Here is a 21,772-nt window from a genome sequence, read left to right as displayed (position 1 = left end):
CTTTGGAATTGAGGCGCGCCATCTGGCAAGACCTCGTAGACACGCATCATGCGTATCAAAGGGCAACGACACCCTCTCTGCGACACCGCTTCAAGCGTAACGACCGAGATTCGCGCCGAGGCCCATTACGGTATCTTCATGGTGAACCGGCGCGATGGGGTAGCGGATGCGGGCGGTCTGGATGCCCTGCATCTCTGGCATGTGGACATAGACGCCAGAGCCGCGCATGAGCCGCGCCTGTCCATCGCCACACATCATCCAGGCGGCATTGTCGGTATCCGCTGGATCGAGCGCCCCGCCATCGCCATCAAAGAGCGCCGAGGGCGTCATGTACCACCGGCCATTGCGGTGGGCATTGGAATAGGCCGTGCCTGCGGTGTTGCCATCGCCGCTCGGCCACGCGCCCTCGGCCACGTTGTAGGGGTTCCATGAGCCGAGCGGTGTGGCCACCACCAGCTCCATCGGGATCGCCCAGGAGATACGGTGGTTGCCGCCCATGCCGGGCAACGCCGTGACCTCAGACCGAGTGGTCGCGGCCCGGAATAGATAGGGATCGTTGTAGCCAAAGCGGTAATCCCGTCGCCCCGCCGCACCCGATGTCTCATAGGAATAGAAACGGCGGTAGAAGGCCGAATTCATCCGATCCGAGGTCTTGAACTCCATGAGCCGCTGAGTGAACTCGTTATAGCTCGTGTCTGTGTCGATGTAGTCTTCGTGGATGGTTGCGCCCAAGCCATCAAGGCCGGGCACCTTGCCCATAATTTCATCGAGAAGCCCAGGTCCCCAACGCTCGGCCAGCCCCGCATCGCCAATCGCGTGGTTTACACGGAACCGGCCTAGCCGGTTAGCAGCCATAGCCTCATCGGTTGTGTTCTTACGCACCCGCGTGGCCGGATCATCAACCTGGCTCACCATCTCATGCACCGGATATTCGGCATAGGTGCCCAGGCGCACAGCGCTCAGGCGATAGCGCAGCACCGCGAATTGCGGTTGGCCATCGGGGCGCATGACGCGCACCACCGTGGGCTTGAAATCGTCATTCTCAAAGCGGGATTTCAGGCCAGACGCCAGCAATGCCATGTAATCATCGTTCATTTTCTTGTGGCCAGCATTGGCAAGCTGGTGACGGAAACTGGGGAACGTATCGGCCAGCGTGTCGCCGTCCAGCTCCTCCAGCCAGACCTCAAGCACTGAGGCATAGGTGTCGAAATGAGGGCGATAATCGCGGATCGATGGGTCTTTGGCCCCAAAGGCGCGCAGGTATTCACGCATCTCGGTGATCTGATCCTCTGCCGTTGCCTGAGCGGCCACCGATGGAGGCACGGCGGGCGGCACCGCATCCTCGACGGCCAGATAGGCATCACCAATGGAATGGATGATCTTATAGTCGATGTGGCGGGTGTTGACCTCGTGCCCGTTCACGATGGCGGTGATCTCAGGCATGCCGCACATCAGCGGATAGTTGGGGTGGTTGTGAACCCCAAAGGCCGCGAAATTCACCACGCTCGGGCGATGGTAGGGTGCATCGCCCCCTTGGCTATAGTGCCGCCCCATGCGCACACCCGATTGCCCATAACCCCGGCGCACCTGGGCCATCAGCTCAAATTGCTCCATGCTGATATGCAGGTGCTCTTTGTTGTTGCGGGTCAGCGCGAAGTTGAAGTTGTTGCCGGGCAAGTGCTCGCCCGCCATGTCGTCAAGCACTTCCTGGATGGTCATATCCGCATCGAGGAAAGAGAACTCGACCGTTCCGGCTGGAACGGCGGCAAGTGAGACGTTGAGCTCCAAGAGCGTTTCCTGGCCATCGGTGACGGCGGCGAACACGCGCTCAGTTGAGGAGTAGACGAACATGAGCACCGGGGTGCCCTCATCATCCGCGAAAAAGCCCACCTCACTGGCGAAATAGTCCGCATCGCCCGTGATCGTCGCGGCGATCTGCCAGATCGCGCCCTCGATGTGCTTGCGGCGATGGACCGGCGCGCGGGCACGTTCATCGCTCAGGGCGATCTCCATACCAGTGGGCGCATAGCCCCCGGTGCCCACGGCCACATGGGTGATCTGGAGCACACGGCCATCGGCCTGAGCGCGGGCGGCGGCGTTCAATCCCGCCTGAGTGACAATAGGTTCATAAGCTGCGGTGGTCATCCTGCCTCCAATTCAAGTCTCTGCCGATGGGTGGCGCGAAAGCCGCAAAGCCCACTGCGCAAGGCCGCGCCGGTCGCCTGGACCGATGGGGCCACGTCCTTGCGGGCGCGGGCATGAGCCACGCATCCCGCGCACATGCCGGTTTCTGTTTCGCCCTCAGAACGGATGGCCGGGGCTATGTTGCGCTCTGCGCGATGGCGGGCCGTGCCGCCCGCCGCGATTGCAACGGCCTCGGTAAACTCCAGCAGAAACGCGAGGTCGAAATGCGCGCGCACGGGCTTGGCCCATTGCAAAACACGGGTGACCTGATCGCGCAGCTCCAGGCTCAAGAAAGGCAAGGTCGGATCGCCGATGAGGTCGAGTGTAGCTTTGGCCACCACACGAAACGTGCCTGGGCGTCCACCGTATTCAAACCACTCATCGATCTGAGCCTCAATTCCAAGGGCTGCAAGCGCGCGCTCGCACCCTTGCTTGGTGCCCTTTTGGCGGTGCAAACTCACGGCTTCGCGCACGATGCGGCGGCGATACTCCTCAGGCCAGCGCGCATCCCAGACCTCGACCGAGAAAGCCCATGCCAGCCAGGGGAGGAGCTGAGCGGGGCAATCATCGACATTCCAAAGGGTGCCGATTGGCGTCTCAATCCCGATGGTGCGCTCAGCCATGACGGTTTCGATGGCGCGCATCGCGGGGGTGGCGCTAGGGGGGAGAAGGCTGGCCAGATCAGACATCGCGACCTCCCATATGCACGGTGATTGCGGTGCAATAGGCGGCGGTGTCCTCTGGAATGACCAGATTTTCAGTTGGCTGCGTCAGACGCACATTCTGGACACCGGCCTGGTGGAGCGCCGCATGAAGGCCAGAAACCGTGATGTCATGCCCGAGGCGATGGTGCTCAGCGACAAATACCTCCACCGCGTCACGCGCGGCCTGGAGCACCAGGGCGCTATCCGGCCCCTCATAAAGGGTAAGCGTTGCCTCCACCTCAAAGGTCACAACCCTGGCCGCCTCTACCATCACATGATCGGTAAGCGGGCGGCGTGGCTGGGTGGTCTCATCAACCAAAGCGAGGAGATCGGCATCGGCAACACCGCTCCCATCCGCCCCAAGCACGACAATGCGCACCTCGACGGGTGTGTCGGTTTCCAGGATCGCCACGTCCTTGACATCCGCCGAGGCCGAGAGCGCCCAGAACGTATAGGAGCCAATTGATCCCGCCGTGGTAAACCCCTCAGGGGCAAGCTGGACGCGGGCGCGCAGGCGCTCATCATCCTCCAGCACCTCCTCAAGCGGTGGGCTGGCGGTCGCATCCGCCTCTTGGATCACCAAGCGTGAGACACCATAGAACGCGGCCAAGTGATCGAGGACCGCGCCAGGCGCATAGGCCAGGAGGTTTCCCTTGCCCGCGTCTTGGACGGCGGCGCGCAAGAGGAGCTCGCGATAGCTATCCTCCTGGAGGAGCTGCACCAGCGGATCGCTCTCATACTCCAAAACCGGCGCAAGATCAGGCGCAAGCTCGATCAACCGCGCCTTGCGGGCTTCAAAGATGGTCTCAAATTCAGGTTGCTCGATGATTTGCGGCGCGGGCAAGCGCTCCAGGTTGATGGCCGTGAAACTCATAGCACCACCCCATCGAGCCGGATTTCCTCACCGCTGGGCAGATATTGACCATCAACGGTGATTGAGATGCGCCCGCTCTCCAGCTCCTCAGGCAAAGCCTCGGCCTGGACGCGAGTGACCCGCAAGCGCGGCTCCCACTTACGCAGGGCATCGACGGTGGCCGCATAGATCAGGGCCAGGGTGAGCGGTGTCAGGTTGGCATCGATGAGCTCAAAGAGCCCAGACCCATAGTCGCGGCGCATGACGCGCGATCCCAAGGGCGTGATCAAGATGTCGCGCACCGATTGGCGCAAGTGATCCAGGCCATCGATGGCGCGTCCGTTGTTTGCGTTAAGGCCAATCACACTCATTTGGGTTTCCCCGTATCGGCTGGGCCAGGCGTGATGCCGCTATGGACGTGATTGATCAGGCTGACCCCGTTGGCGATCACATCGCCGTTCACGATCACATTGCCAGGCGCGGTGATGGTCACCACGCCACCAGCGATCTCGATGATCTCGCCGCCTGGGTAGGTTGTTTTGAACTTGCCAGCCGCCGCCTGAGCCACGTTGGCACCGTTGGCCAAGCTGCACACAATGACGCCCTGGGCCATGTTGCCGGATGTCGAGACCACCAGGACCTCCTCACCCGCGCTATAGGCCCAGCTCTCATGTGCATCGCCAGCACGGCGCACACCCATGCGCAGCCAGCCGGTGAGCAGCTCACCCACGCGCACCCGCGCCTTGGGTGGGTTGGAATACTTGACCTCCTCGACCACACCCATCTGGGCGATATTGGCGAGGCGGCGGTCATTCTCGGTGGTATCGAAATCGCTCATGCGTCACCGCCAATCGGGGCAACATATGCGCCCTCATTGCCTGGGCCGATGTCAGGCGCTTGACCCACCAGGAGCTCGGGGCGCACCGCTGGGCCATGATAGGCGGCGATGGTGCCGGTGACGGTGAAGCGCAAGGCGCTGGCCACATCCTGATCGCGGATGGTGTCACGCCACTCGGCCAGCACAATGCGGGCCTTTTCGCTGAGCTGGCCGATCTCATCAGCATCAAAGCCCAGGAAAATCGGATCAGCCACCAGGTTGGCGATAAGGGGCTCGACTTCCAGACTATCGATGGCATCGGCGCGCAGCTCGGCGCGCACAACGCCCTCAAATTGGGTGCGGCGCTCCCAGTCACCCTCCAGCCCTCCGGCTGAGGTGAATTTGAGTTGCTCGACCATCACCACAACGGCAACGTGATCCCAGACCGTCTCCACCACCTCAGGCAAGGTGGAGATCAGGCGGGCTTTGAGCTCCTCAGAAAGGCGGGTGCGCAGGCGCATAAACGGTCCTCAGATAGCGCCAAGCCAGGCGGTGTCAGCGCTGGCCTGATCGGGTGTTTCATCAGCCGGATCGGCGGGGGTGACTTTGGCCACCAGCTCCTCGAAACGGCACATCAATCCTTTGACTTTCGCCTCGACCTCATCGGCATCGAGGAAACGGTATTCGACCGATCCCTCCAGACGCCCCACCTTGGCCGCGCCATCGAGCGCGAAGGTGTTGAGCCAGGGAAAGACACTGGCCAGGGCGCGCACAGTGAGCGCCTCGATCCATTCTTGCTCCAGGCCATCAGGCGCAACCGCCACACCGGCAGCACTTGCGAGCGCGCGCTCGGCGATCTCGATGTGCATGGTGAGGAGAGCCTCTGGCACCTCGCTAGGGAGGTTGGCAAAGGCTCTGATCTCAGCCGGTGTGACGGTTTCGGCCTCAGGCATGGGTTACTCGCCCAGGACAGCGGCTTGCTTGACCGCCACCTCATAATCCACCGCCATATCGAAGGTGTATTCGAGGACCCGCTTGCGCGAGTGATAGGCGCGATCACGGCGCACATCAGTGCTCACGCCATAGACCAGGTTTTTCAGCGGCGTGAACGCCACCGAGCCGCGTGGCATGTCAGGGTGGGCCTCGATGGGCTTGCCTTCAAAGCGGCGCAACGGGCTATCGGCATTCATCGCCGTGCCGGTGATCGGCGCATTGAGCTCGCGCGCATACTCATCGGCATCGGCCTCATTCATGAGGAACACCGAGGAGCTGCGGAACCGCGTGTCAGACGCATCCATGATCGTGCGCAGAGACGCAATCCAGCCATCGGTCGCAGGATCAATGTCGATCTTAGGCGTGTTGCCCGCATCGCGCATGATCTGGAGCCAACCTTTGTTGAGCCGGATGAACTTGGCCGCGCGATCAGCGCCCGCCGCATCATCGGCAATGCCGTTGAAACCCAGATCGACCAGATCAGTGGTCAGGCGAGTGTTGAAACCCGTCTCGATCTCTTTCAACAGGTTGGGGTTGTCCTTGTTTTCACGCAGGAAATCCAAGGTCAGGGTGGGGAAAAGCTGCACATCCAGCGCCGACAGTTTGCAGCCGAACTCAGCCGCATCGCCGAATTGACCGACATCTGGGTCAGTGCCCTGGGGAACGCGCACCAGTTGGCGGCGCATGATGTCCAGCACGTCCACATCCTTGGTCAGGCGTGTCATGCGTTCGGTTGTGATCTTGGTCAGAAACGTGTCCTGAAAAAGCATCGTGATCAGACGGGATGCGGCCTGGGGTTTCAGCTCACCGCCATTGCGCAGGTCCTCGGCATCGATCATGCCTTTGGAGACCGCGACAATATCGTCGATCTGTTGGCCGTTGATGGTGATCAGGCTCATGCGAAGCTCTCCACGGTTTCGCCCGCAGTGGGGTCAGTTTCGGTTGCGCCTTTGGCCAGTGCCTTGGTCACTGCATCATCGATCTTTTGGTCGATGTCCTTTTCAGCCTCCTTGGGCTTGCCCACGGCCTTTTCGAGGGCCTTGGCGATCTTGGCGTCCAGATCATCAGCGTCCTCTTTGGGTGCTGGATCGGGCACGTCGATGCCGTTGGCTTTCAAGAGCTCTTTGGCCTTTGCCAGCTCAGCCGCATCGGCTTTTGGGGCCGGTTCGCCAGCGGATTTCATTGCGTCCTTGAGCGCATCGGGCAGCACACTTTTCAGTGTTTCGCCAACCAATGCCTGGACCTCATCTTTGGTCATGTCAGTCTCCTCGACAGGTTCTTGGGGGTTCACGCCGGTCAGCGCTTTGATGAAACGCTCGACCCATCCAGGCGCGGCGTCTTTCTCGGTGTACCGAGGGTGGGCGGGATCATCCGGCCCAGGCTCCATGCGAGCGATGCCTGCCAATGAGATGCCAGTCAGCTCGCCGGATTTCAGTTGCTTCCAGAGATCGGGATCACCGATCTGGATGCCCACAGCCCAAGAGCCCTCAGGCTCATTAGGGAAAAGAGGATCACCTTTGCGCACCAGCCAGCTCTCGGCCACATAGGCCATCTCACTGGTGAATGAGTGCTCGGTGTCGATGTTCTTGAGGCGACCCTCGCGCATGAACTCAGCTTGCGCTTTGCGGATAGTGTCAGCATCGGCGGTGTCGCCATGCGCGTCCTCCTGGTCAGGCGCGTAGACCACACCATAGGCGCGCATCATGTCGTCATTTTTGACCACCAAATCGAAGGCAGCCGGGCGCTCACCATCGGCGGCTTTCAGGGTCATGCCCTTGCCCGTGGCCGGTGTTTTGACCAGGGAAAGAAAGCTGACTGATAGGTCTGTGAGCTTAGCCAATGGCTCGCCTCCTGAGCGTTTCAAAAAATTCCTGAAATCACTCTTGCCCGATCAGTTGATGCCGTGCCAGATAGGTAAGGGTGTTCCGGTTTATAACTAAACTTTCAATGGGTTAGACTGCACTCGCGGGGCTATTGCGGCCCTGTTTTGCGCGGTATCTCTTTGCTCATGAGCAAAGATGACACCCCACCCGCAGGCTCCGAAAAAGAGACCCAATCCACCGCCGAGGCGGTCACCATCTCGGTGCATAAATCCGAAATTGATGGCTTGCTCACGTCGCGGGCCGAGGTCGGTTTGGATGGGGAGTTTCTTTGGCCGATCCCGGTGCGCAACCTCGCAGCCCTTTACCGGGCCAGTGCTGAGCATAGCCGCGCGATCCATGTGAAAGCCGAGGGCGCATTTGGCGGCGGTCTCTTGGGGGAGGCTGATCGCATCGAGGAGCTTTGCGATACCGGCGCGACCGAGCTATTCATGTTGCTCGATCTTGACCTTGGCACCTATGGCAACGCCTTTCTCCAGGTGATCAGGTCCAGTGATGGCGAGCGCATCATCGCGTTGCGGCGCTTGCCTGCGATCACCATGAGCCGCTTTCGTGATGGCTACCTCCAGCGCATCGGCAAGCCCAATGGCGACACGCGCAAGGTGACATTCACCGCTCGCGAGATTATCCACCTGCGCGAGCCTTGCCCGATGGGGCGGCGCTACGCCTTGCCTACATGGATCGGTGCTGAGGGCATGCTGGAGCTGGCACTGGCCGCGACCCGCTACAACGCCTCGTTTTTCAAAAATAACGCGATCCCGGAATATGCGATCACGTTCAAAGGCTTGACCCCATCCGCCGCTCAGAAAAAGGCGATCCAGGACTTTTTCCGCAATGAGCACCAAGGGCTCGACAACGCCCACCGCACATTGGTCATGACCACTGGCGAGGAGGGCGAGATCGACATCAAGCGTCTCACCGCTGAGGTCAAAGATGGGGATTTCCTCAAGCTGATCGATGCCGCGCGGGATCGCATCCCCGTGGCGCACGGCACCCCGCCGCGCGTCCTGGGCATCATGACCGCTGGCCAGCTCGGCGGTGGTGGCGAGGTGACGGGGCAGCTTTTCACCTTTGAGCATCTGACCCTCAAACCCAAGCGGCGGCGCATGCTGGACCAACTCCGCCCGCTCCTCAAAGAGCTGGGCCTCAAGCCAGGCAATGCCGAGGCAACGCTTGGCGCGGGCGAGATCGCATTCCGCCCGCTCGATCTGACCCCACCAGGCGACGACGCCAAGGACCTGCCAGGGCTGGTGAGTGCAGGGATCATCACCGCCGAGGAGGCGCGTGTGCTCATGCCCGCTTTGGCCAATTCCGCTCAGAGCGGCTCAGCGGCCTCAGGAGCGCCCATTGAGCGCTCGGCACCCTCTGGGTCAATAGATGCCCTTGTGGCCCTCCTGGCACGATCCTGAGGGGTGTGAGCGGCAATGGCAAAGCAACCCGTTTCCAAAACATCAACAGAGAACGCCACTGAGGGGCATTGTCCACCTGTCGGCACCACTCACCCAAAAAAGAATGACTTGACGCATTCTGAGTCCTCTCAGCGGCTCTCAGCCACATCTAAGCGCCCAGGACGCCCACCCAAATTCACCGAGGCTCAAAAAGAGGATGCCCTGGCCCGCTACATGGCCGGTGACAGCACCAGCGAGATCGCGGCGGTGATCGGGTGCTCTGAGCGCACAGTGCGCGCTTGGGCCTCCAAAGGCGATTGGGGCAGTGACTTGCGCAAGCGGCGCGAGACATCGGACGGGATCGAGGCTCAAATTCATCGGCTGAGCCGCATCAAAAACCCAAGCAACGCCCAAGCGCAACGTCTTGCCATGCTCACCAAGTCATTGGATCGGGTGAAGAAATCGCAACCCAAGCCCAAGCCTCGGCCCACGGTGTCCAATGCGGTCTCAGCCGAGGCATTGGCCCGCGTCCTCGATCCAGAATATGGGCTCTATGGGTATCAAACCGAGTTTCTTGAGGATGAGGGCCGGTTCCGCATCATCCTCAAGGCCCGCCAGATCGGTTTCTCCTACGTTGTGGGGCTGGCCGTGCTCCTCGGCGCGATGGCTGGACGCCCTCAGATTGTCGTCTCGGCATCCGAGCGCCAGGCCCAGATCATCCTCGCCTATGTGCGCCACCACGCCGCGCGCTTGGAGGTCCTGATCGATGAGGACAAGGCCAACAAACTCAAGATCATGGGCACCGAGATCGTGGCCATGTCCACCAACTTCCGCACCGCCCAGGGCTGGCCTGGCGATGTCTGGCTCGATGAGTTTGCCTGGGTGCGCAATCAGCGCATGCTTTGGGCGGCGGTGATCCCATCCATCACCGCAATGGGTGGCCGCGTCACGGTGTTTTCCACGCCGTTCTTGCCTGGGTCTTTGTTCTGGGAGATCGCCACCAACCACAAGAACAAGCACGGCCACTGGTCGCGCAAAACCATCACCATCGAGGACGCGATCAGCCAGGGCATGCCTTTGCCTGGCGGTCTCGATGAGCTGCGCATGCTCTTTGATAGCGAGAGCTGGGCGATGTTCTATGAGTGCCAGTGGGCCGAGAATGGCTCGGCGCTCTTGTCCTGGGAGCTCCTCCACTCGCTCACCGAGGAGCGCATCTTGCCGCATCGCTATGGCCGCTTGCGCGGGGGTGTCGATGTGGGCCGGATCAATGACCGCACGGCCATCGCCTTGGTGGGCCAAGAGGTCGATGAGAAAAAGTGGAAAGATCGCTTTGCCCTCATGCACCACGAAATGCACAAGGGCATGAAATTCGATGCGCAGAAAGCCACCATCCATGAGGTTGATGGGCGTTTCGATATTGAGAGCTGGAAGATCGACAAGACGGGCCTCGGCATGCAACTCGCCGAGGAGCTCCACACCGCCAGCCCTGAGCGTTTTGAGGGCGTTTGGTTCTCAGCTCAGCGCAAGTCAAAGCTCGCCTTAAACGTGCTCAAGCTGGCCGAGGAACGCCGTCTCCTGTTGCCCAATGATCCCGATGTTCTGGCGCAAATGCACTCGATCCAAAAGATCACCAGCGGCACCTCGATCAAGTATGACGCCGAGCGCAATGATGAGGGGCATGGTGACCTTTTCTGGGCCGTTGCCCTTGCCGCCGATGGGCGCGCAAAGCCAGGCGGTGGCAGCGGTGGGCTGGGCATCGAGGTGCTCTCATGAACCTCCAGCGCATCAGCCTCAAGGTGGCGGAAAAGCTGCGCGAGATCGCGACACGTCAAGGCAATGTGCCCTTTGACAAAGGTGATTTGCGCAAGGCGCATGTGGTGGAGCCATCCGGCACCGAGGACGCGATCCTCGCAGCCAACACGCCCTATGCGCGCGCCGTTCACGATGGCAGGCCAGCACTCACCATCAAACCAAAACGCAAGAAAGCACTCGCCTGGAACGGCGGGCGGCACCCCGCAAAATCGGTCAAGCAACCCGCCCGCAAGGGCAACCCTTGGCTGGCGCGCGCGGTGGATGAGCTGGAGCGCGAGGGTCTCGACTTTCTCGCTCCAGAGCTTGGCCAAGATGTGGCCGATGAGCTTGCGGATGCATTGCGCGCCCGTGGGCTGGCGGTGCGCCAAAGGTAGGCAATCCCGTTCAATTTCAACCCAGCCAGAGGAGTAACTCACATGGCAACACAGACCGCAGCCCAGAAGAAAGCCGCCGCCAAAAAGGCCGCTGAGGCAAAGACAAAAGCCGCCGAAACCACTACGCAACCGGCCACCGCCGAGGCGCAAACCCAAACCACGGCCCAAGGCGACACCACCACCCAAGCGCAAGCTGGTGTTGGTGACACGCAAGGCGCGGGCGATCCGCAGACAAGTGGTGATCAGAGCCAAGCGCAACCGATCCCCACCGTCTTTGATCAGGCCGTGCAATTCTCGATGAGCGGCCATGCCAGTGGGCGCACGGCACCCAATGCCGGTGAGCTCTGGGATGCTTTCGCTTGCGAGGCAATGCCGCCCATGCTGGCCGTGGCCGTGTTTGATTGCGCCGTGACGCAAGGGGCCAAAATCACCGCGATCCTCCTGAGCAAGTTGGGCATCAGCGCCAAGGATGGTCAGGTCGATCCTGAGAGCATCGAGACCCTCGCGGATCGCGATGAGGGCGGTCTGGTGATCGACTTCTTGGCCTGGCGTTTGCGCCGCTACGCCTTCACCGCCAATGCGCCGTCCAACATGCGCGAGTGGTCTCAGCACATCCTCCAGCTCCAGGCCTTTGTCCTGAGCGATCTGCAAACCGGCTAAGCGCCAAACCTCGAAAGGAATGACCGATGAAACTCATCGCGAATTGGAAATCAGTGGCCAAAACTGCGCATAGCATGTGGGCCTTTTACGCCAGCCTCTTTTGCCTCCTCTTGCCTGAGGTGATCTTTTGGGGCTTTGGGATCGACACCAATCCCCGCATCTGGTGGGTGCTGGGTGTCGCGCTCTTGATCTATGGCATCCTCGGGCGGCTCTGGGATCAAGGCATCGACCGCACCAAGATGCGCTCGCCATGGATCGTGGGTGTCATGGCCCTCGGTCTGGTGGCGGTGCTGGCCATGCAACATGGCACCAGCCTCACCAATGTGGTGACCGGCACCAGCGCGCCCAGCGTGACCGCCGAGATCGCGACACCGACAGCAACGCCAGCCGTCACCGCGTCCAGCGATGCCACGTTTCTGGAGATCGCAGTGCCCTTTGTCGGGCGTTGGGAGGGCCTCCGTTTGGAGGCCTATCTCGACATCGTGGGCGTTCCCACGGTCTGCTATGGCGAGACCAAAGGGGTGCGCCTGGGTGACAGTTACACCAAGGCCGAGTGTGATGAGATGCTCGCCCGCGAGATCATCTCTTATCGCGACCGATTGCGGCCCGCCTTCACCTCCCAAACCCTCGCAAACCGGCTCCCCATCCCGCGTGACGTGGCATTCACAAGCCTCGCCTACAATGTGGGGGTGTCGGGCACCTCGAAAAGCACCGCGGTGCGGCGCTTGAATGAGGGTAGCATTGCAGGGGCATGCACGGCGCTCGGCTGGTGGAACAAGGCTGGCGGGCGCGTTGTGCGCGGGCTGGTCAATCGGCGCACCGAGGAGACCGAGCTTTGCATGCGCGGGGTCGCGTGATGCGCTCGCGGATCATGCTGATCGGGCTGGCGGTGATGGTGATCTTTGCCATTGCCGCCAGCATTTACGGGCTGGGCCGCGAGAGCGCCCAGGTCGATGTCATGGAACAAAATCAGGAGGCAGGAGATGCGGCTGACCAGGCTAGCTCTGTATTTGAGCGCTGCATTGACGGTGGCGGGGTGTTCGACTTTGCAACCGGCCAGTGTCGAGGGCGTTGATCGCGTGATCGGCGATGCGCTCCCAGGGGCGCAAGGTGAAACCATCGAGGACCAGGACCGGATTGATGAGACCGTGGCGCGGGCATGCGCGGCGGGCCTCTATTCGACCGAGCTTTGCGACCTCCACACGATTGCCAGCGCCGAGCGGCGCGCTGAGCTATCCAAGATCAGCGGGGCGGGCGTGTGATGTCGAGCTTTACGGATCGCCTGGTGATCATGGCCGTGCCCAGCAACGTGCGCGGGCTCAGGCGATTTCTGCCCCCTGGCTTCCAGCGGCCACGCTGGGAAGTGATGGATGGCTTCCGCTATGCCGTGGGGAGCCTTGAGCATCCCGATGAAGTGATCAATGTGCCCGATGGGTTCCAATTCGATGGGGCATCTGTGCCGTTGCTGTTTCGAATGCTGGTGCCGATGGCGCACCCAGACTACATCCAGGCGGCGGCGCTGCATGACTGGATGTTGGATAGCGGCCTCTATACGCGGCGGCGGTGTGATCAGGTATTCCATGAGGCGCTTGGTGTCCTAGGCATGCCTGGCCTATGGCGTGGTGCTATGTTTGGGGCCGTGCGCCTCGGCGCGTTGCGCTGGCATGCGCGCAAGCTGATTTCGGGGGTGTCGTGATGGAAGTAAACCTCAAAGACATCCTCACATGGGGCGGCATGGTGATTGGCTTGGTGGCCCAATGGTTCCACCTCAAGGGGCGCGTGGCGATCCTAGAGACAAAACAGGAGCTCCAGAAAGAGCACCATGAGGAAAGCATGAGCAGGATCACCCGCTCGCTGGAGCGGATCGAGCGCAAGCTGGACGACAAAGCGGACAAATAAAAAGGGCGGGCCTGAAATTTCAGCCCGCCCTTTTTAGATAGTAAATTCAACGCCTTTCAATCTGGCCGATCTTGCCTCGTGGTTTCAATGGGTCCGGTTGTTTGGACCTTTTCAAGCGTTGTCTTGGTTTTCTCACCCATCACCCGCGCGCCATCACATAGGTCGCATTTGACGCGGTATCCGTGATGTTCACGTGTGCGAGGGCTCCGCACGACACCCTCGCCACCACAACGCGGACAAATGATATTTCGGTATCGATATGTTGGTTCCATCTTTATCGATCACCCAAAATAGGCAACCGTGATGGTGCGGCACCGGAAGTGATAGGGCGGGCTTGCGATGGATGCATCGAGGTCCTCATCGGCGATCTCGCTGAGGTCCACATCATCATCGCTATTCATGGCCCAAGCGGCTTTGGCGCGGGGCTCATCGCGCTTGCTGATAGCGTCCAGATACTCGGTTGCCTGGGCGCGCATCTTGGTCACCTCGATGATCCGGCCATGCATCTGGCGGCATATTTCGCTGGTGTTCTCATCGATCTGTGCGCGCACCTGGACGCGCTCTATGCCCGCCCGCTCATAGCCAGACACTCGCCCGATCTCGCGCGTCTTGGTCGCGGTGTGATCGGCCAGCATCTCCCAATAGTGGCGGCTCCTATCGGTCATGCCCGCAAAGTCCTCAGCGAAACGCTGGGTCAGCCCCTCGCGGGTCATGCCCTCGGTGAAATAGTCCTCAAGGATTTTGGCGATGGTGTTCTGGGTGCGGATATTCCAGCTATTGCCCACCCAATACAGATTGCCGGTTTTCAGCACATCAAGCGCATCGAGGTCAGGGCGGGCAAAGGCGATGGCAACACCCGCAGCTTGGCCCACCTCCTCAGCGCCCGTGCGAAATAGCGCATCGGTCAGATTGATCACCGGCTCGCGCATGGCGGCGGCAATCGCCTCAGGCCCCACCGAGGCCTCCAGGACGCGCATAATGGTCTCACCATCCTCGCGGGTAAACTTGCCTGGCCCAAGGTCTCTCAGGCGGTCCAGGGCGGCGGCTATGCCCTCGCGCATGGCCTCGGACCAGGCATTGGTCATGCCCGTCTGGAGCTCTCCATAAAGGCGCTCATAGGCCTCGGCATCCTTGATCACCACCGAGCGCGCCAGGCGGCGCGTGGCGGCGCTTTTGATTGCATCCTCAGCCAGGGTCATGAGATCACCTCTGGCACCGTGCGGTCATGCTCGATGGCTTTGTCGGCACTCATCGTGCGCCAGTCGGGCCAGACCCGTTGCTCATTGCGGCCTTGCTTGGCGGTGATCATTTGCGTGGCGACATATGGGATGCGCTCCCATTCAACGCCTGAGGCCTCAAGCGCGCGCCACAAGCCATCCAGGGACAGGAGGACTAGATCGACAAACTCGGTCGCGGCCTCAGCGGCATCCACCCCATCCTTGAGGATTTCCTTCTCGATCTCTTTGCGGATGTGATCGCACACCCCTTTGCGGCGCTCTCCAGGGCCATAGGTGGCGCGGCTGAATGCCATTTGCCGTGTCAGGTGTTGCTCAAGGTTGGTCATGATTGGTCCTTTCGTTTGGAAGTCTGTGGAAGTCTCTGGAAGGCCAGCCCAATTCCAGATCGGCCAGATCGGGCCGAGATGAGGCGGGCTATTGAACGGTGGGCCGCTTTCTCTGGTGCGGCACCTCTTGCATGGTCAGGATGAAATCGATGCCCTCGACCTCAACCACGATGCCGATCAGGTTGCCATCCTCGCTGAGGCTGAGGATTTCTTGGGGCAGTTGGCCGGTGCCAAGAGGCTTGAGCGCCTCAGCTATTTTGACCGCGTTGGGGAGGTGTTTCATGGGGTTTCCTACTCTTTGCCATCAGCTCGGCGCATGCGCCGGATGTTTCTATTCATGATCCGCTTGCGCTCGGCCTTGAGCTCTTTGAGCGCTTGCTCGCGGCGGATGATGCGGGCCTGGAGGGTGCCGAGGCGCTTGAGCTCCTCCTCGGTCGCGTGGGCGGTCCAGGGCGCTCCACATTCAAAGGGCTCGATCTCCAGATCAGCGCGCGGGCCAATCACCTCAAAGAGGCGCATTGCCAGATCATCGAGGGTGAGCGCCTCATCATCGGGCGCGCCATTGTGCCCGATCCCCGCCAAGGATTGTGCAGCGGGTGCCGCTACACGGCCCTTGCCTCTCGCCCCCATTTTAACTGGCTTTCGAGGTGTCAGCGGTTTCAAAGAGATCGGGCGCGGGTGCCTTTTTCGAGCTCTCATATCCGCGCAATTCGCGATCCTCGATCTCCTCCCAGGTGGAGAAGCGATGGCCGCATATGCGGCATTGGCGATAGCGTTGCTTGAGGGTTCCGGCTGGCTTGGTCGCATAGACATAGGCGCGGCCACCGCATTTAGGACACTGCATTGCCACCCCCATCATCTGTGGCTTGGCGCTCGGCCACCCAGACCTCCAGGCCCATGATCACCTTGCTCGCCTGGGTGCGGCTCAGGAACTTGGTGGAGCTGACCTTGGCGGTGCGCTTCACAAAGGACCGCAAGCGCTCATCCTCCAGGCCTTGCGCCCAGCCCATTGCACGGCCAAGCGCCGCGATCTTGGCCCACTGGGATGAGGTGGGCCGCTCCTCGCCATTGGCCGTGGGGCCTTTGCCGCCAATGGATCGATCCGGGATCAGACCATCCTTGCGCATCATCTTGATCAGATCGATGCGCTGGCCGGTGGTCAGCTTGCCCGCCGAGCGTTTGCCGGTGTGGCGCTCCAGCCAATCCTCATAGGCCTCGCGGCCATCGCCCGCTTTTGAGACATCACCAAAGAGCCGCTTGGCTCCGATGTGGATCATGGCCAGATCGCTATTGCGGCGCTGTGGGGATGTCTTTGGGTTGCTCATATCAAGTCCTCAATTCAATGGATCGCGGGCGGCGGCGCGGCATTCCAATTTAATTCGTTCCAGGGGGGGGAGCGGGAGCTCTTGCTGATCCAGCATGACAAACGCCTCGCGGATGTGGTCCGGGAGTGAGTGGAACTCGACCAGCACATCGCCATCCTCAGGAAAGGTCAGGCGCATATCGGCACCGCACCAGGAGCGGCCATTGGCGGCGCGCGTGATCATACGGCGCACGTGCTTGCGGGTGAGACCTGAGACCTTGGCGATCTCAGCGGTGGTGACCTGGGAGGGGGTCATGCCCCCATCCCATTGTCAAAGCCTTCAAGGGTCACCCCATCGGGCGTGGTGATGGTCAGCTCGACCGAGTAATCGCAATCGCCAGACTTACCTAGCTCGACCGGCCAACCCGGCAGATCGTGGCCCTCATCGACCTGGGCAACACCCACCATCCAAGTGCCTTGGTTAAGCTCACCTTGCGCATAGGCAACCGTGATCAAGAGCCCTTCACCCTCTGGGTTGCTGAGCTTGAAGGTGCCAGGCGACCCCTCATCAACATCGCCATTCCGCGCGAAATAGGCCAGATCATCAGATGCGCCCCAGAATTTCCATGTGATAGCCATCTCTTTCTCCTTTGGCTGGTGCCACCGCGCCGAGGGAGGGCGGCGCGGTGGCGACTGGTTAGGCGACGTGATCAGCCAGGCCCTTGAGGACCTTCACCGAAACAACGGTCTTGGCGGCGATGTCGATCTCCTCGCCAGTCTTGGGGTTGCGACCCTTGCGGGCGGCGCGTTCTTTGGTGTCGAGCTTGAGCAAGCCTGGGATGGTCACATCCTCACCCTCGCCGAGCGCCTTGGATGTGACGTTGGCCAGCGATGTCAGGACCGCATCAACGGTTGCGGCGCTCTCACCGGCATCGGCTGAGATGGCTTTCAAAAGGTCTGCTTTTGTCATGGTTTCTTACCTTGTGTTGTGGCCGTTTTGGCCGTTGGTATTTGGCTCGGTCAGACCGATGCCAGGTCCAGAGGGATCGCTTTGCGACCACCCTCAAGATCGGTTTCATAGAAGCGGATGTAGCTGCGCGATCCGGTCACCCGGACGGCATCAGAGATCGCATCCATCGCCTTGGCCCAGATCGGATCATCGATCTCCAGGCGGCGAAGGCCGAGCACTCGGCCCGTGTCGATGTTGCGCTCTTTGTTGACGCGGAAAGCGTCATTCACCAGCACCTTGATGTTGTTATTGGAGCCCTTGGACCACTTGCCGATGCACTCATCGATCAGCTCTTTGGCGGCTTGCAGCTCGACACCAAAATCGATGGTCTCAGAGACTTGGACCTGGACCATCATCTCACCGTCATACGAGCGCAGGGTCATGTTGCCCTTGGCACCACCCTTGGTGGCACCGTATTGCTCGGCGATCATGGCGCGGAATGCCTGGGCATCGCCCATCGCATCGGCCTTGAACTTGGCAAGCTGGGCGCTCACGGCCTTGGCCTGATCGATCAGGCGGCGCACCGTCTTATCCTCTTGGATATGGGCGGGTTTCACCTTGTTGATGGGCATCAGAGCGCCCTCGGCGTTCTTCATATAACCCTTTGGGATTTCATCGTTTTGCATTGTCTTTCCTTTGGCTAGACGTTGGAGATAACGGCGGGTTCTGGTTTGGCTGGAGGGGGCGTGACAAGCTCGCCATCCTCCAGGAGGAGATCGGCAAACCATGCGAGGGCAAGGACCTCATGCTGGCTCAGCATGCTCCAGCCTCGCGCGGTTGCCTTCACCTTGCTCTTGGCGCGCACCGCCAGGCGCGTGAGCTCCTCAGCGGTTATGCGCTTTGGGCCACCGCTGGCCGACAGGTCATAGGTGATCGAGGAGAGGCTCATGATGCGCCTCCCACGGTTTCTGGCAGGGCATATCCCGCCTCACGCGCCAGGCGGCGCGCAGTGGCCACAAGGCGGCTGGCCTCAAGGCTCATCTCACCATCACCACAATCGAAATCCGCGTTGACCTCTTCATCCATCTCCAAGGTCTCCAGGAGGTGGGTGAGATCAGCATCGAGCGGCTTGAGCTTGGTTTGCATGGCCGTTGGGATCGGATAGCCCGCCGCGATTGCGTTCATCTTGAGCGCATCAGCGGCTTTGTGGAGCTGATCAGCGGCGGTGAAGGGCGCGCCATCGAGAGCATAGGTTGCGGCAACCGAGACCAGCTCTTGGACGTTTTCGGGAAAGGCCATCATCAGCTTCCTCCCGCCATCCATGCGGCGGCGGTCTCGACCACGCGCTCATCCAATTTCTCGATGCCCTCATTAGACATCAGGCGCTCACATGCATCGGCCAGAGCCACGGCAAAGCGCCAGTTGCCGCCCGTCTTTTTGAGGAACGCGGTGGCACTCTTTTGCGTGACGCTTCCAAAGCGCGGCGCAAGGACATATGCGGCGATCTCGCCCGCATCCTGGACCGGCTGCATGACCACCTTTTTGGTGCCCACGCGCTGGCGGAATTGTTCAAGGAACACGCGGATTTGCGGGTGGGTGAATTTCTTGGCCAGCAAGTCAGTGCCAGCGATCACCAGGCCAGCGCCGCCGATGTCAGAGATCGAGCGCAGCATCTCCAGGGTGGGCCAGCGCAGGTGATTGGCCTCATCGATGATGATCAGCTTGCCCTCGGTGCCGTGGCGGATAAGGCGCTGGATCAGCGTGTTGGATGTGCCGCTCTCATCGATTGGGTAGCCAGCCTTTGCGAAGGCATGCGCCAGCTCTTGCAGGCACGTCTTTTCCTTCATGCCAGCCCAGGCCTCGATCCGAATGGCACCCAGCTCCTCGGTCAGCCAGTTGGTCACCGATGTCTTGCCAGTGCCAGGATCACCCGTGATCTGACCCAGGCGGCTATAGCGTGGCGCGGCTATCACCGTTTCACACATCAAGCGCGCACGGCCTGCCATGACGGTTTCGACAAAATCAGTCATGACCGCCTCCAATGAAAAGGCCGCATGCGATAAAGCCCATCACGCCGCCCACACTGTATCCGGCGACAAAAATCAAAACCTCAGCCATCACTCTCTTCCTCTGCAAATTTGAAGTTTTCCAAGGCCTTGACTGGCCCTGTTTTCCATTGCTCCAGGGGCTTCCTGGGCGATTTGTTCGCGGCATCTGCCAACGCGTTTTCCCGCGCCTCGGCGTCCATCCGCGCCATGCGGTCGATGATCCCAGCGTCCACAATCGCCGCGACTGGGGCCTCTGGCGCATCGGGCATGTGGGCGATGTGACGCTCGGTCTCCTCGGTGAGGGACAAGAGCGCGACGTGGCGGCGTTTCTCGGCGATCTGGCGGCGGAATGCCTTGCCGCGCCGGTTGACCTCCTGAGCGCCAGCGCCATCGAGGACGCCAAAGGTTTGCTCAGGGAAGGCCTGACAGATCAGCTCACCATCGGCGAAACAGAACACAAATTCAGGATTGAAAGCGGGCACCCTGAGCGTGATCTTGTGATCGAGGCCGAGGAGCTCATCCGCATAGAAATACATGGTCTCGCCACGCCGTGGGGTATAGCTGACACGCCCGCGATCCGGCATGCGCTCGATCTCCTCAGCAAAGGCCAGGGCCAGAACCTCAGGGCGCGAGAGCGTTGTCTTGCCCCATCCCTGATCAATGAAATTGCGCAGGGCCTCGTTGGGGCTCATGCCGTTCAACCGGCCATGCTGGGGCCGCTTGTGATACCACTCCAGAGCCTTGCCAGCGGTCTCAAGGAATGCCTGGGCATCCCCATCAAAGGCCACTGGGTCCTTGCCCTTGGCATGGGTCTTTTTGTTCATGCGGTCGCCAGCGGTCCAGCCAGGGATTGTGGCGAAAAACACTTGCTCGATATTGCCAAAGGCACCCTCGATGCCTGGCTTGCCTTTCGCGTTGTATGGCATCGAGCGAACAACCGCCTCGCGGCCATTGGCAACCCGCTTGGCGACATTTGGATCACCGTCGAGATCAAAGACTTTGAGCCCGCCCTGGGTCAGTTGCGAGAGCTGGGTAAAGCCGCCGATCATGGCGTCCCAGGAATACTCTGACCCGTTGTCGAGATAGAGCAATTCGGGGAGGCCCCATTCCTCGACCATCGCCTCAAAGCTCTGGGCCACATGCTCGCGCCGGATGCCCTCACCAGGCTGCAACAGCACAAACGTCATGTGGATTTCATTGGTGGCCACGTCATACCAGGCAATCGCCTTGGGATAGACCACCGTGCCATCGGGGCGGCGCATCATGATGTCCACGGGGTGAACGTCACCCACGACAATCTGGCGCGGCAAGAGCGTGGTATAATCGCGCCGGATCGAGGGCATGTAACTGTCCTGGAATGTGGCGTTGTCTTTGTCCTTGATCGCCAGGAGCGCATATTCGCGGTGATGCTCCACCTGGCGGCGGTTCACATTGCAGATGCCGAACTGGGTGCCCTTGGCGTTTGTGTCGCCACACCGGCCCAGCTCCAGCGCATCAAAGGCCAGAACGTCAAGCCCACGGCTCATCTCGATCAGGCGGGTGGTGGATTTCTCAGTGATCGAGCGCCAGCCGCGCTCACCCGCCGCCCAAAGGGATCGGATATAGGTGGTCAGCTCATCGCTGATCTCGGCATGCTTGGCCGCATCAATGTGCGCCTCAAAGAACGCATCCCAGGCGCGGGTGACCTTTTGGCGCTTGGCACCACTATCGGCGCGGCGCTTGCGGATCAGGCCATTCAAGCCCTCGGCCTCGAATGCCTTGACCCAGTTATAGAGGGTTTGCTTGGTCACGGCCTTGCGCTTGCCGTTTGGGAATAGACGGGGCGTCTGGGCCAGCTGCTCGATCAACTCAGCGCGCGCGGGCGAGCCTTTCTCAAGGATCAGGATGGGCCGGATCACCTCTTGCCGCCACCGCGCCAAGGCCAGATCGGCCTCAAAGCGCGCATCATTCTGATAGGTTTGCTCTGGCACCAGGACCGTCTTGCCGGTCTCGGTGTCAGGCTTTTCATGGAGTGTGATGCCGTGGCTGATATACCAGCTCTCGCGCAGATCGGCGGGCAAGCTATCAACATGCACCTGGAGCGCCTTGCCACCAGCACCGCCGCGCCCGATCTGGACCTCTTGGACCAAGAGATCGGCACCGCGCCAGCGGCGCGACGCAATCGCTTTTCTGGCTACGCGATCCGCGATACCGGCAAGGGCAGCGAGGTCGCCACCAGACAGCCACTTTTCGAGGGTCCGCAATGGGTCCGCAATCGGGTCCGCAATGCGATCCAGGGTCACGATTGCGGACCCGTCCACACTTGCACCCTCTAGGTCTGATTTTCGCAATGCCTGCCCCATAG

The 21,772-nt window shown here is 60.9% G+C and carries 32 protein-coding genes; 9 read left to right on the top strand and 23 right to left on the bottom strand.

Going from position 1 to position 21,772, the window contains the following annotated elements; translation table 11 throughout:
• Nucleotides 1-90: 90 nt before the first annotated feature.
• Genes AIOL_RS04815 through AIOL_RS04775 form a run of 9 tightly spaced genes read right to left on the bottom strand, consistent with a single transcriptional unit; the run spans nucleotide 91 to nucleotide 7,391 of the window.
• Complete coding sequence (locus AIOL_RS04815) at nucleotides 91-2,145, bottom strand: phage tail-collar fiber domain-containing protein (RefSeq protein ID WP_082152412.1); 2,055 nt, start codon at nucleotides 2,143-2,145, stop codon at nucleotides 91-93.
• Nucleotides 2,142-2,873, bottom strand: a complete 732-nt coding sequence (locus AIOL_RS04810) for a phage tail protein I (RefSeq protein ID WP_049641825.1) — start codon at nucleotides 2,871-2,873, stop codon at nucleotides 2,142-2,144. The genes AIOL_RS04815 and AIOL_RS04810 overlap by 4 nt, the downstream gene beginning before the upstream one ends.
• A complete protein-coding gene (locus AIOL_RS04805; RefSeq protein ID WP_049641824.1) occupies nucleotides 2,866-3,762 on the bottom strand; it encodes a baseplate assembly protein in 897 nt (298 codons plus the stop codon). Before AIOL_RS04805 ends, AIOL_RS04810 begins: the two co-directional genes overlap by 8 nt.
• Nucleotides 3,759-4,112 carry a GPW/gp25 family protein gene (locus AIOL_RS04800; protein WP_235438876.1) on the bottom strand — a complete coding sequence of 118 codons (354 nt, stop codon included), beginning with the start codon at nucleotides 4,110-4,112 and terminating at the stop codon, nucleotides 3,759-3,761. The genes AIOL_RS04805 and AIOL_RS04800 overlap by 4 nt, the downstream gene beginning before the upstream one ends.
• Complete coding sequence (locus tag AIOL_RS04795; protein WP_049641822.1) at nucleotides 4,109-4,579, bottom strand: phage baseplate assembly protein V; 471 nt, start codon at nucleotides 4,577-4,579, stop codon at nucleotides 4,109-4,111. The genes AIOL_RS04800 and AIOL_RS04795 overlap by 4 nt, the downstream gene beginning before the upstream one ends.
• Nucleotides 4,576-5,079 carry a hypothetical protein gene (locus AIOL_RS04790; RefSeq protein WP_049641821.1) on the bottom strand — a complete coding sequence of 168 codons (504 nt, stop codon included), beginning with the start codon at nucleotides 5,077-5,079 and terminating at the stop codon, nucleotides 4,576-4,578. Before AIOL_RS04790 ends, AIOL_RS04795 begins: the two co-directional genes overlap by 4 nt.
• 9 nt (nucleotides 5,080-5,088) lie before the next feature.
• Complete coding sequence (locus tag AIOL_RS04785; protein WP_049641820.1) at nucleotides 5,089-5,511, bottom strand: hypothetical protein; 423 nt, start codon at nucleotides 5,509-5,511, stop codon at nucleotides 5,089-5,091.
• 3 nt (nucleotides 5,512-5,514) lie between these two features.
• Nucleotides 5,515-6,450 carry a P2 family phage major capsid protein gene (locus tag AIOL_RS04780; protein ID WP_049641819.1) on the bottom strand — a complete coding sequence of 312 codons (936 nt, stop codon included), beginning with the start codon at nucleotides 6,448-6,450 and terminating at the stop codon, nucleotides 5,515-5,517.
• Nucleotides 6,447-7,391: an XkdF-like putative serine protease domain-containing protein gene (locus AIOL_RS04775; RefSeq protein ID WP_152912355.1), complete on the bottom strand. Its 945-nt coding sequence runs from the start codon at nucleotides 7,389-7,391 to the stop codon at nucleotides 6,447-6,449. Before AIOL_RS04775 ends, AIOL_RS04780 begins: the two co-directional genes overlap by 4 nt.
• A 168-nt stretch (nucleotides 7,392-7,559) precedes the next feature.
• Here AIOL_RS04775 and AIOL_RS04770 point away from each other — a divergent pair, with 168 nt between their 5' ends.
• Genes AIOL_RS04770 through AIOL_RS04730 form a run of 9 tightly spaced genes read left to right on the top strand, consistent with a single transcriptional unit; the run spans nucleotide 7,560 to nucleotide 13,564 of the window.
• Nucleotides 7,560-8,840 (top strand): phage portal protein, encoded by a 1,281-nt coding sequence (locus AIOL_RS04770; protein ID WP_049641817.1) that lies wholly within the window; start codon nucleotides 7,560-7,562, stop codon nucleotides 8,838-8,840.
• A 15-nt stretch (nucleotides 8,841-8,855) separates the two neighbouring features.
• A complete protein-coding gene (locus AIOL_RS04765) occupies nucleotides 8,856-10,592 on the top strand; it encodes a terminase large subunit domain-containing protein (RefSeq protein WP_082152411.1) in 1,737 nt (578 codons plus the stop codon).
• Nucleotides 10,589-11,005 carry a hypothetical protein gene (locus AIOL_RS04760; protein ID WP_049641815.1) on the top strand — a complete coding sequence of 139 codons (417 nt, stop codon included), beginning with the start codon at nucleotides 10,589-10,591 and terminating at the stop codon, nucleotides 11,003-11,005. The genes AIOL_RS04765 and AIOL_RS04760 overlap by 4 nt, the downstream gene beginning before the upstream one ends.
• Nucleotides 11,006-11,047: 42 nt before the next feature.
• Nucleotides 11,048-11,665, top strand: a complete 618-nt coding sequence (locus AIOL_RS04755) for a hypothetical protein (protein ID WP_049641814.1) — start codon at nucleotides 11,048-11,050, stop codon at nucleotides 11,663-11,665.
• 26 nt (nucleotides 11,666-11,691) lie between these two features.
• Entirely contained in the window at nucleotides 11,692-12,522 is an 831-nt protein-coding gene (locus tag AIOL_RS24230) for a lysozyme (RefSeq protein ID WP_082152410.1), read from the top strand.
• A 14-nt stretch (nucleotides 12,523-12,536) separates the two neighbouring features.
• On the top strand, nucleotides 12,537-12,740 hold the full coding sequence (locus tag AIOL_RS25680) for a hypothetical protein (protein WP_235438875.1): 204 nt from the start codon (nucleotides 12,537-12,539) through the stop codon (nucleotides 12,738-12,740).
• Nucleotides 12,712-12,927, top strand: a complete 216-nt coding sequence (locus tag AIOL_RS04740; protein ID WP_200898725.1) for a hypothetical protein — start codon at nucleotides 12,712-12,714, stop codon at nucleotides 12,925-12,927. Before AIOL_RS25680 ends, AIOL_RS04740 begins: the two co-directional genes overlap by 29 nt.
• Nucleotides 12,927-13,361 carry a DUF1353 domain-containing protein gene (locus AIOL_RS04735; RefSeq protein ID WP_049641811.1) on the top strand — a complete coding sequence of 145 codons (435 nt, stop codon included), beginning with the start codon at nucleotides 12,927-12,929 and terminating at the stop codon, nucleotides 13,359-13,361. Before AIOL_RS04740 ends, AIOL_RS04735 begins: the two co-directional genes overlap by 1 nt.
• Nucleotides 13,361-13,564, top strand: a complete 204-nt coding sequence (locus tag AIOL_RS04730; RefSeq protein ID WP_049641810.1) for a hypothetical protein — start codon at nucleotides 13,361-13,363, stop codon at nucleotides 13,562-13,564. Before AIOL_RS04735 ends, AIOL_RS04730 begins: the two co-directional genes overlap by 1 nt.
• Before the next feature lie 281 nt (nucleotides 13,565-13,845).
• On the opposite strand, the gene AIOL_RS04725 is transcribed toward AIOL_RS04730, so the two are convergent.
• The 14 genes from AIOL_RS04725 to AIOL_RS04665 all read right to left on the bottom strand — a co-directional run bounded on the left by AIOL_RS04725 (nucleotide 13,846) and on the right by AIOL_RS04665 (nucleotide 21,728).
• The gene (locus tag AIOL_RS04725; protein WP_049641809.1) at nucleotides 13,846-14,763 is read right to left on the bottom strand and encodes a hypothetical protein; all 918 of its coding nucleotides are present in this window, start codon (nucleotides 14,761-14,763) and stop codon (nucleotides 13,846-13,848) included.
• A complete protein-coding gene (locus AIOL_RS04720) occupies nucleotides 14,760-15,128 on the bottom strand; it encodes a dATP/dGTP pyrophosphohydrolase domain-containing protein (protein WP_049641808.1) in 369 nt (122 codons plus the stop codon). The genes AIOL_RS04725 and AIOL_RS04720 overlap by 4 nt, the downstream gene beginning before the upstream one ends.
• An 88-nt stretch (nucleotides 15,129-15,216) precedes the next feature.
• Entirely contained in the window at nucleotides 15,217-15,411 is a 195-nt protein-coding gene (locus AIOL_RS04715; RefSeq protein ID WP_049641807.1) for a hypothetical protein, read from the bottom strand.
• An 8-nt stretch (nucleotides 15,412-15,419) separates the two neighbouring features.
• Nucleotides 15,420-15,791, bottom strand: coding sequence for a hypothetical protein (locus tag AIOL_RS04710; protein WP_152912354.1), 372 nt, complete (start codon nucleotides 15,789-15,791; stop codon nucleotides 15,420-15,422).
• Nucleotides 15,760-15,972, bottom strand: coding sequence for an ogr/Delta-like zinc finger family protein (locus tag AIOL_RS26305; protein ID WP_158525036.1), 213 nt, complete (start codon nucleotides 15,970-15,972; stop codon nucleotides 15,760-15,762). The genes AIOL_RS04710 and AIOL_RS26305 overlap by 32 nt, the downstream gene beginning before the upstream one ends.
• The gene (locus tag AIOL_RS04705) at nucleotides 15,959-16,453 is read right to left on the bottom strand and encodes a regulatory protein GemA (protein ID WP_049641805.1); all 495 of its coding nucleotides are present in this window, start codon (nucleotides 16,451-16,453) and stop codon (nucleotides 15,959-15,961) included. Before AIOL_RS04705 ends, AIOL_RS26305 begins: the two co-directional genes overlap by 14 nt.
• Before the next feature lie 9 nt (nucleotides 16,454-16,462).
• On the bottom strand, nucleotides 16,463-16,747 hold the full coding sequence (locus AIOL_RS04700) for a hypothetical protein (protein ID WP_049641804.1): 285 nt from the start codon (nucleotides 16,745-16,747) through the stop codon (nucleotides 16,463-16,465).
• Nucleotides 16,744-17,070, bottom strand: a complete 327-nt coding sequence (locus tag AIOL_RS04695; protein WP_049641803.1) for a hypothetical protein — start codon at nucleotides 17,068-17,070, stop codon at nucleotides 16,744-16,746. Before AIOL_RS04695 ends, AIOL_RS04700 begins: the two co-directional genes overlap by 4 nt.
• 58 nt (nucleotides 17,071-17,128) lie before the next feature.
• The gene (locus AIOL_RS04690; RefSeq protein WP_049641802.1) at nucleotides 17,129-17,401 is read right to left on the bottom strand and encodes an HU family DNA-binding protein; all 273 of its coding nucleotides are present in this window, start codon (nucleotides 17,399-17,401) and stop codon (nucleotides 17,129-17,131) included.
• Nucleotides 17,402-17,451: 50 nt separating this feature from the next.
• Entirely contained in the window at nucleotides 17,452-18,066 is a 615-nt protein-coding gene (locus AIOL_RS04685; RefSeq protein ID WP_040172100.1) for a DUF3164 family protein, read from the bottom strand.
• A gap of 14 nt (nucleotides 18,067-18,080) precedes the next feature.
• Nucleotides 18,081-18,329 carry a hypothetical protein gene (locus AIOL_RS04680; RefSeq protein WP_049641801.1) on the bottom strand — a complete coding sequence of 83 codons (249 nt, stop codon included), beginning with the start codon at nucleotides 18,327-18,329 and terminating at the stop codon, nucleotides 18,081-18,083.
• Nucleotides 18,326-18,682, bottom strand: coding sequence for a hypothetical protein (locus tag AIOL_RS04675; protein WP_152912353.1), 357 nt, complete (start codon nucleotides 18,680-18,682; stop codon nucleotides 18,326-18,328). Before AIOL_RS04675 ends, AIOL_RS04680 begins: the two co-directional genes overlap by 4 nt.
• Nucleotides 18,682-19,410: an ATP-binding protein gene (locus AIOL_RS04670; protein WP_049641799.1), complete on the bottom strand. Its 729-nt coding sequence runs from the start codon at nucleotides 19,408-19,410 to the stop codon at nucleotides 18,682-18,684. Before AIOL_RS04670 ends, AIOL_RS04675 begins: the two co-directional genes overlap by 1 nt.
• A gap of 80 nt (nucleotides 19,411-19,490) precedes the next feature.
• Nucleotides 19,491-21,728 carry a helix-turn-helix domain-containing protein gene (locus AIOL_RS04665; RefSeq protein WP_152912352.1) on the bottom strand — a complete coding sequence of 746 codons (2,238 nt, stop codon included), beginning with the start codon at nucleotides 21,726-21,728 and terminating at the stop codon, nucleotides 19,491-19,493.
• Nucleotides 21,729-21,772 lie beyond the last annotated feature (44 nt).

This window comes from Candidatus Rhodobacter oscarellae (assembly GCF_001078595.1).
In the GTDB taxonomy this organism is placed as follows: Bacteria; Pseudomonadota; Alphaproteobacteria; order Rhodobacterales; family Rhodobacteraceae; genus Rhodobacter_B; species Rhodobacter_B oscarellae.
The sequence above is the reverse complement of the archived record's forward strand: the minus strand, read 5'-3'. Positions and strand labels throughout refer to the sequence as shown.

Bases quoted from the DNA above. Each gene is read 5' to 3' on its own strand.
- AIOL_RS04695 (WP_049641803.1), bottom strand. From the start codon at position 17,070: ATGGCTATCACATGGAAATTCTGGGGCGCATCTGATGATCTGGCCTAT.
- AIOL_RS26305 (WP_158525036.1), bottom strand. From the start codon at position 15,972: ATGCAGTGTCCTAAATGCGGTGGCCGCGCCTATGTCTATGCGACCAAG.
- AIOL_RS04815 (WP_082152412.1), bottom strand. From the start codon at position 2,145: ATGACCACCGCAGCTTATGAACCTATTGTCACTCAGGCGGGATTGAAC.
- AIOL_RS04705 (WP_049641805.1), bottom strand. From the start codon at position 16,453: ATGAGCAACCCAAAGACATCCCCACAGCGCCGCAATAGCGATCTGGCC.
- AIOL_RS04785 (WP_049641820.1), bottom strand. From the start codon at position 5,511: ATGCCTGAGGCCGAAACCGTCACACCGGCTGAGATCAGAGCCTTTGCC.
- AIOL_RS04805 (WP_049641824.1), bottom strand. From the start codon at position 3,762: ATGAGTTTCACGGCCATCAACCTGGAGCGCTTGCCCGCGCCGCAAATC.
- AIOL_RS04730 (WP_049641810.1), top strand. From the start codon at position 13,361: ATGGAAGTAAACCTCAAAGACATCCTCACATGGGGCGGCATGGTGATT.
- AIOL_RS04760 (WP_049641815.1), top strand. From the start codon at position 10,589: ATGAACCTCCAGCGCATCAGCCTCAAGGTGGCGGAAAAGCTGCGCGAG.
- AIOL_RS25680 (WP_235438875.1), top strand. From the start codon at position 12,537: ATGCTGATCGGGCTGGCGGTGATGGTGATCTTTGCCATTGCCGCCAGC.
- AIOL_RS04790 (WP_049641821.1), bottom strand. From the start codon at position 5,079: ATGCGCCTGCGCACCCGCCTTTCTGAGGAGCTCAAAGCCCGCCTGATC.
- AIOL_RS04795 (WP_049641822.1), bottom strand. From the start codon at position 4,579: ATGAGCGATTTCGATACCACCGAGAATGACCGCCGCCTCGCCAATATC.
- AIOL_RS04725 (WP_049641809.1), bottom strand. From the start codon at position 14,763: ATGACCCTGGCTGAGGATGCAATCAAAAGCGCCGCCACGCGCCGCCTG.
- AIOL_RS04810 (WP_049641825.1), bottom strand. From the start codon at position 2,873: ATGTCTGATCTGGCCAGCCTTCTCCCCCCTAGCGCCACCCCCGCGATG.
- AIOL_RS04680 (WP_049641801.1), bottom strand. From the start codon at position 18,329: ATGAGCCTCTCCTCGATCACCTATGACCTGTCGGCCAGCGGTGGCCCA.
- AIOL_RS04800 (WP_235438876.1), bottom strand. From the start codon at position 4,112: ATGAGTGTGATTGGCCTTAACGCAAACAACGGACGCGCCATCGATGGC.
- AIOL_RS04765 (WP_082152411.1), top strand. From the start codon at position 8,856: ATGGCAAAGCAACCCGTTTCCAAAACATCAACAGAGAACGCCACTGAG.
- AIOL_RS04715 (WP_049641807.1), bottom strand. From the start codon at position 15,411: ATGAAACACCTCCCCAACGCGGTCAAAATAGCTGAGGCGCTCAAGCCT.
- AIOL_RS04735 (WP_049641811.1), top strand. From the start codon at position 12,927: ATGTCGAGCTTTACGGATCGCCTGGTGATCATGGCCGTGCCCAGCAAC.
- AIOL_RS04670 (WP_049641799.1), bottom strand. From the start codon at position 19,410: ATGACTGATTTTGTCGAAACCGTCATGGCAGGCCGTGCGCGCTTGATG.
- AIOL_RS04780 (WP_049641819.1), bottom strand. From the start codon at position 6,450: ATGAGCCTGATCACCATCAACGGCCAACAGATCGACGATATTGTCGCG.
- AIOL_RS04700 (WP_049641804.1), bottom strand. From the start codon at position 16,747: ATGACCCCCTCCCAGGTCACCACCGCTGAGATCGCCAAGGTCTCAGGT.
- AIOL_RS04770 (WP_049641817.1), top strand. From the start codon at position 7,560: ATGAGCAAAGATGACACCCCACCCGCAGGCTCCGAAAAAGAGACCCAA.
- AIOL_RS04685 (WP_040172100.1), bottom strand. From the start codon at position 18,066: ATGCAAAACGATGAAATCCCAAAGGGTTATATGAAGAACGCCGAGGGC.
- AIOL_RS04690 (WP_049641802.1), bottom strand. From the start codon at position 17,401: ATGACAAAAGCAGACCTTTTGAAAGCCATCTCAGCCGATGCCGGTGAG.
- AIOL_RS04755 (WP_049641814.1), top strand. From the start codon at position 11,048: ATGGCAACACAGACCGCAGCCCAGAAGAAAGCCGCCGCCAAAAAGGCC.
- AIOL_RS04720 (WP_049641808.1), bottom strand. From the start codon at position 15,128: ATGACCAACCTTGAGCAACACCTGACACGGCAAATGGCATTCAGCCGC.
- AIOL_RS24230 (WP_082152410.1), top strand. From the start codon at position 11,692: ATGAAACTCATCGCGAATTGGAAATCAGTGGCCAAAACTGCGCATAGC.
- AIOL_RS04675 (WP_152912353.1), bottom strand. From the start codon at position 18,682: ATGATGGCCTTTCCCGAAAACGTCCAAGAGCTGGTCTCGGTTGCCGCA.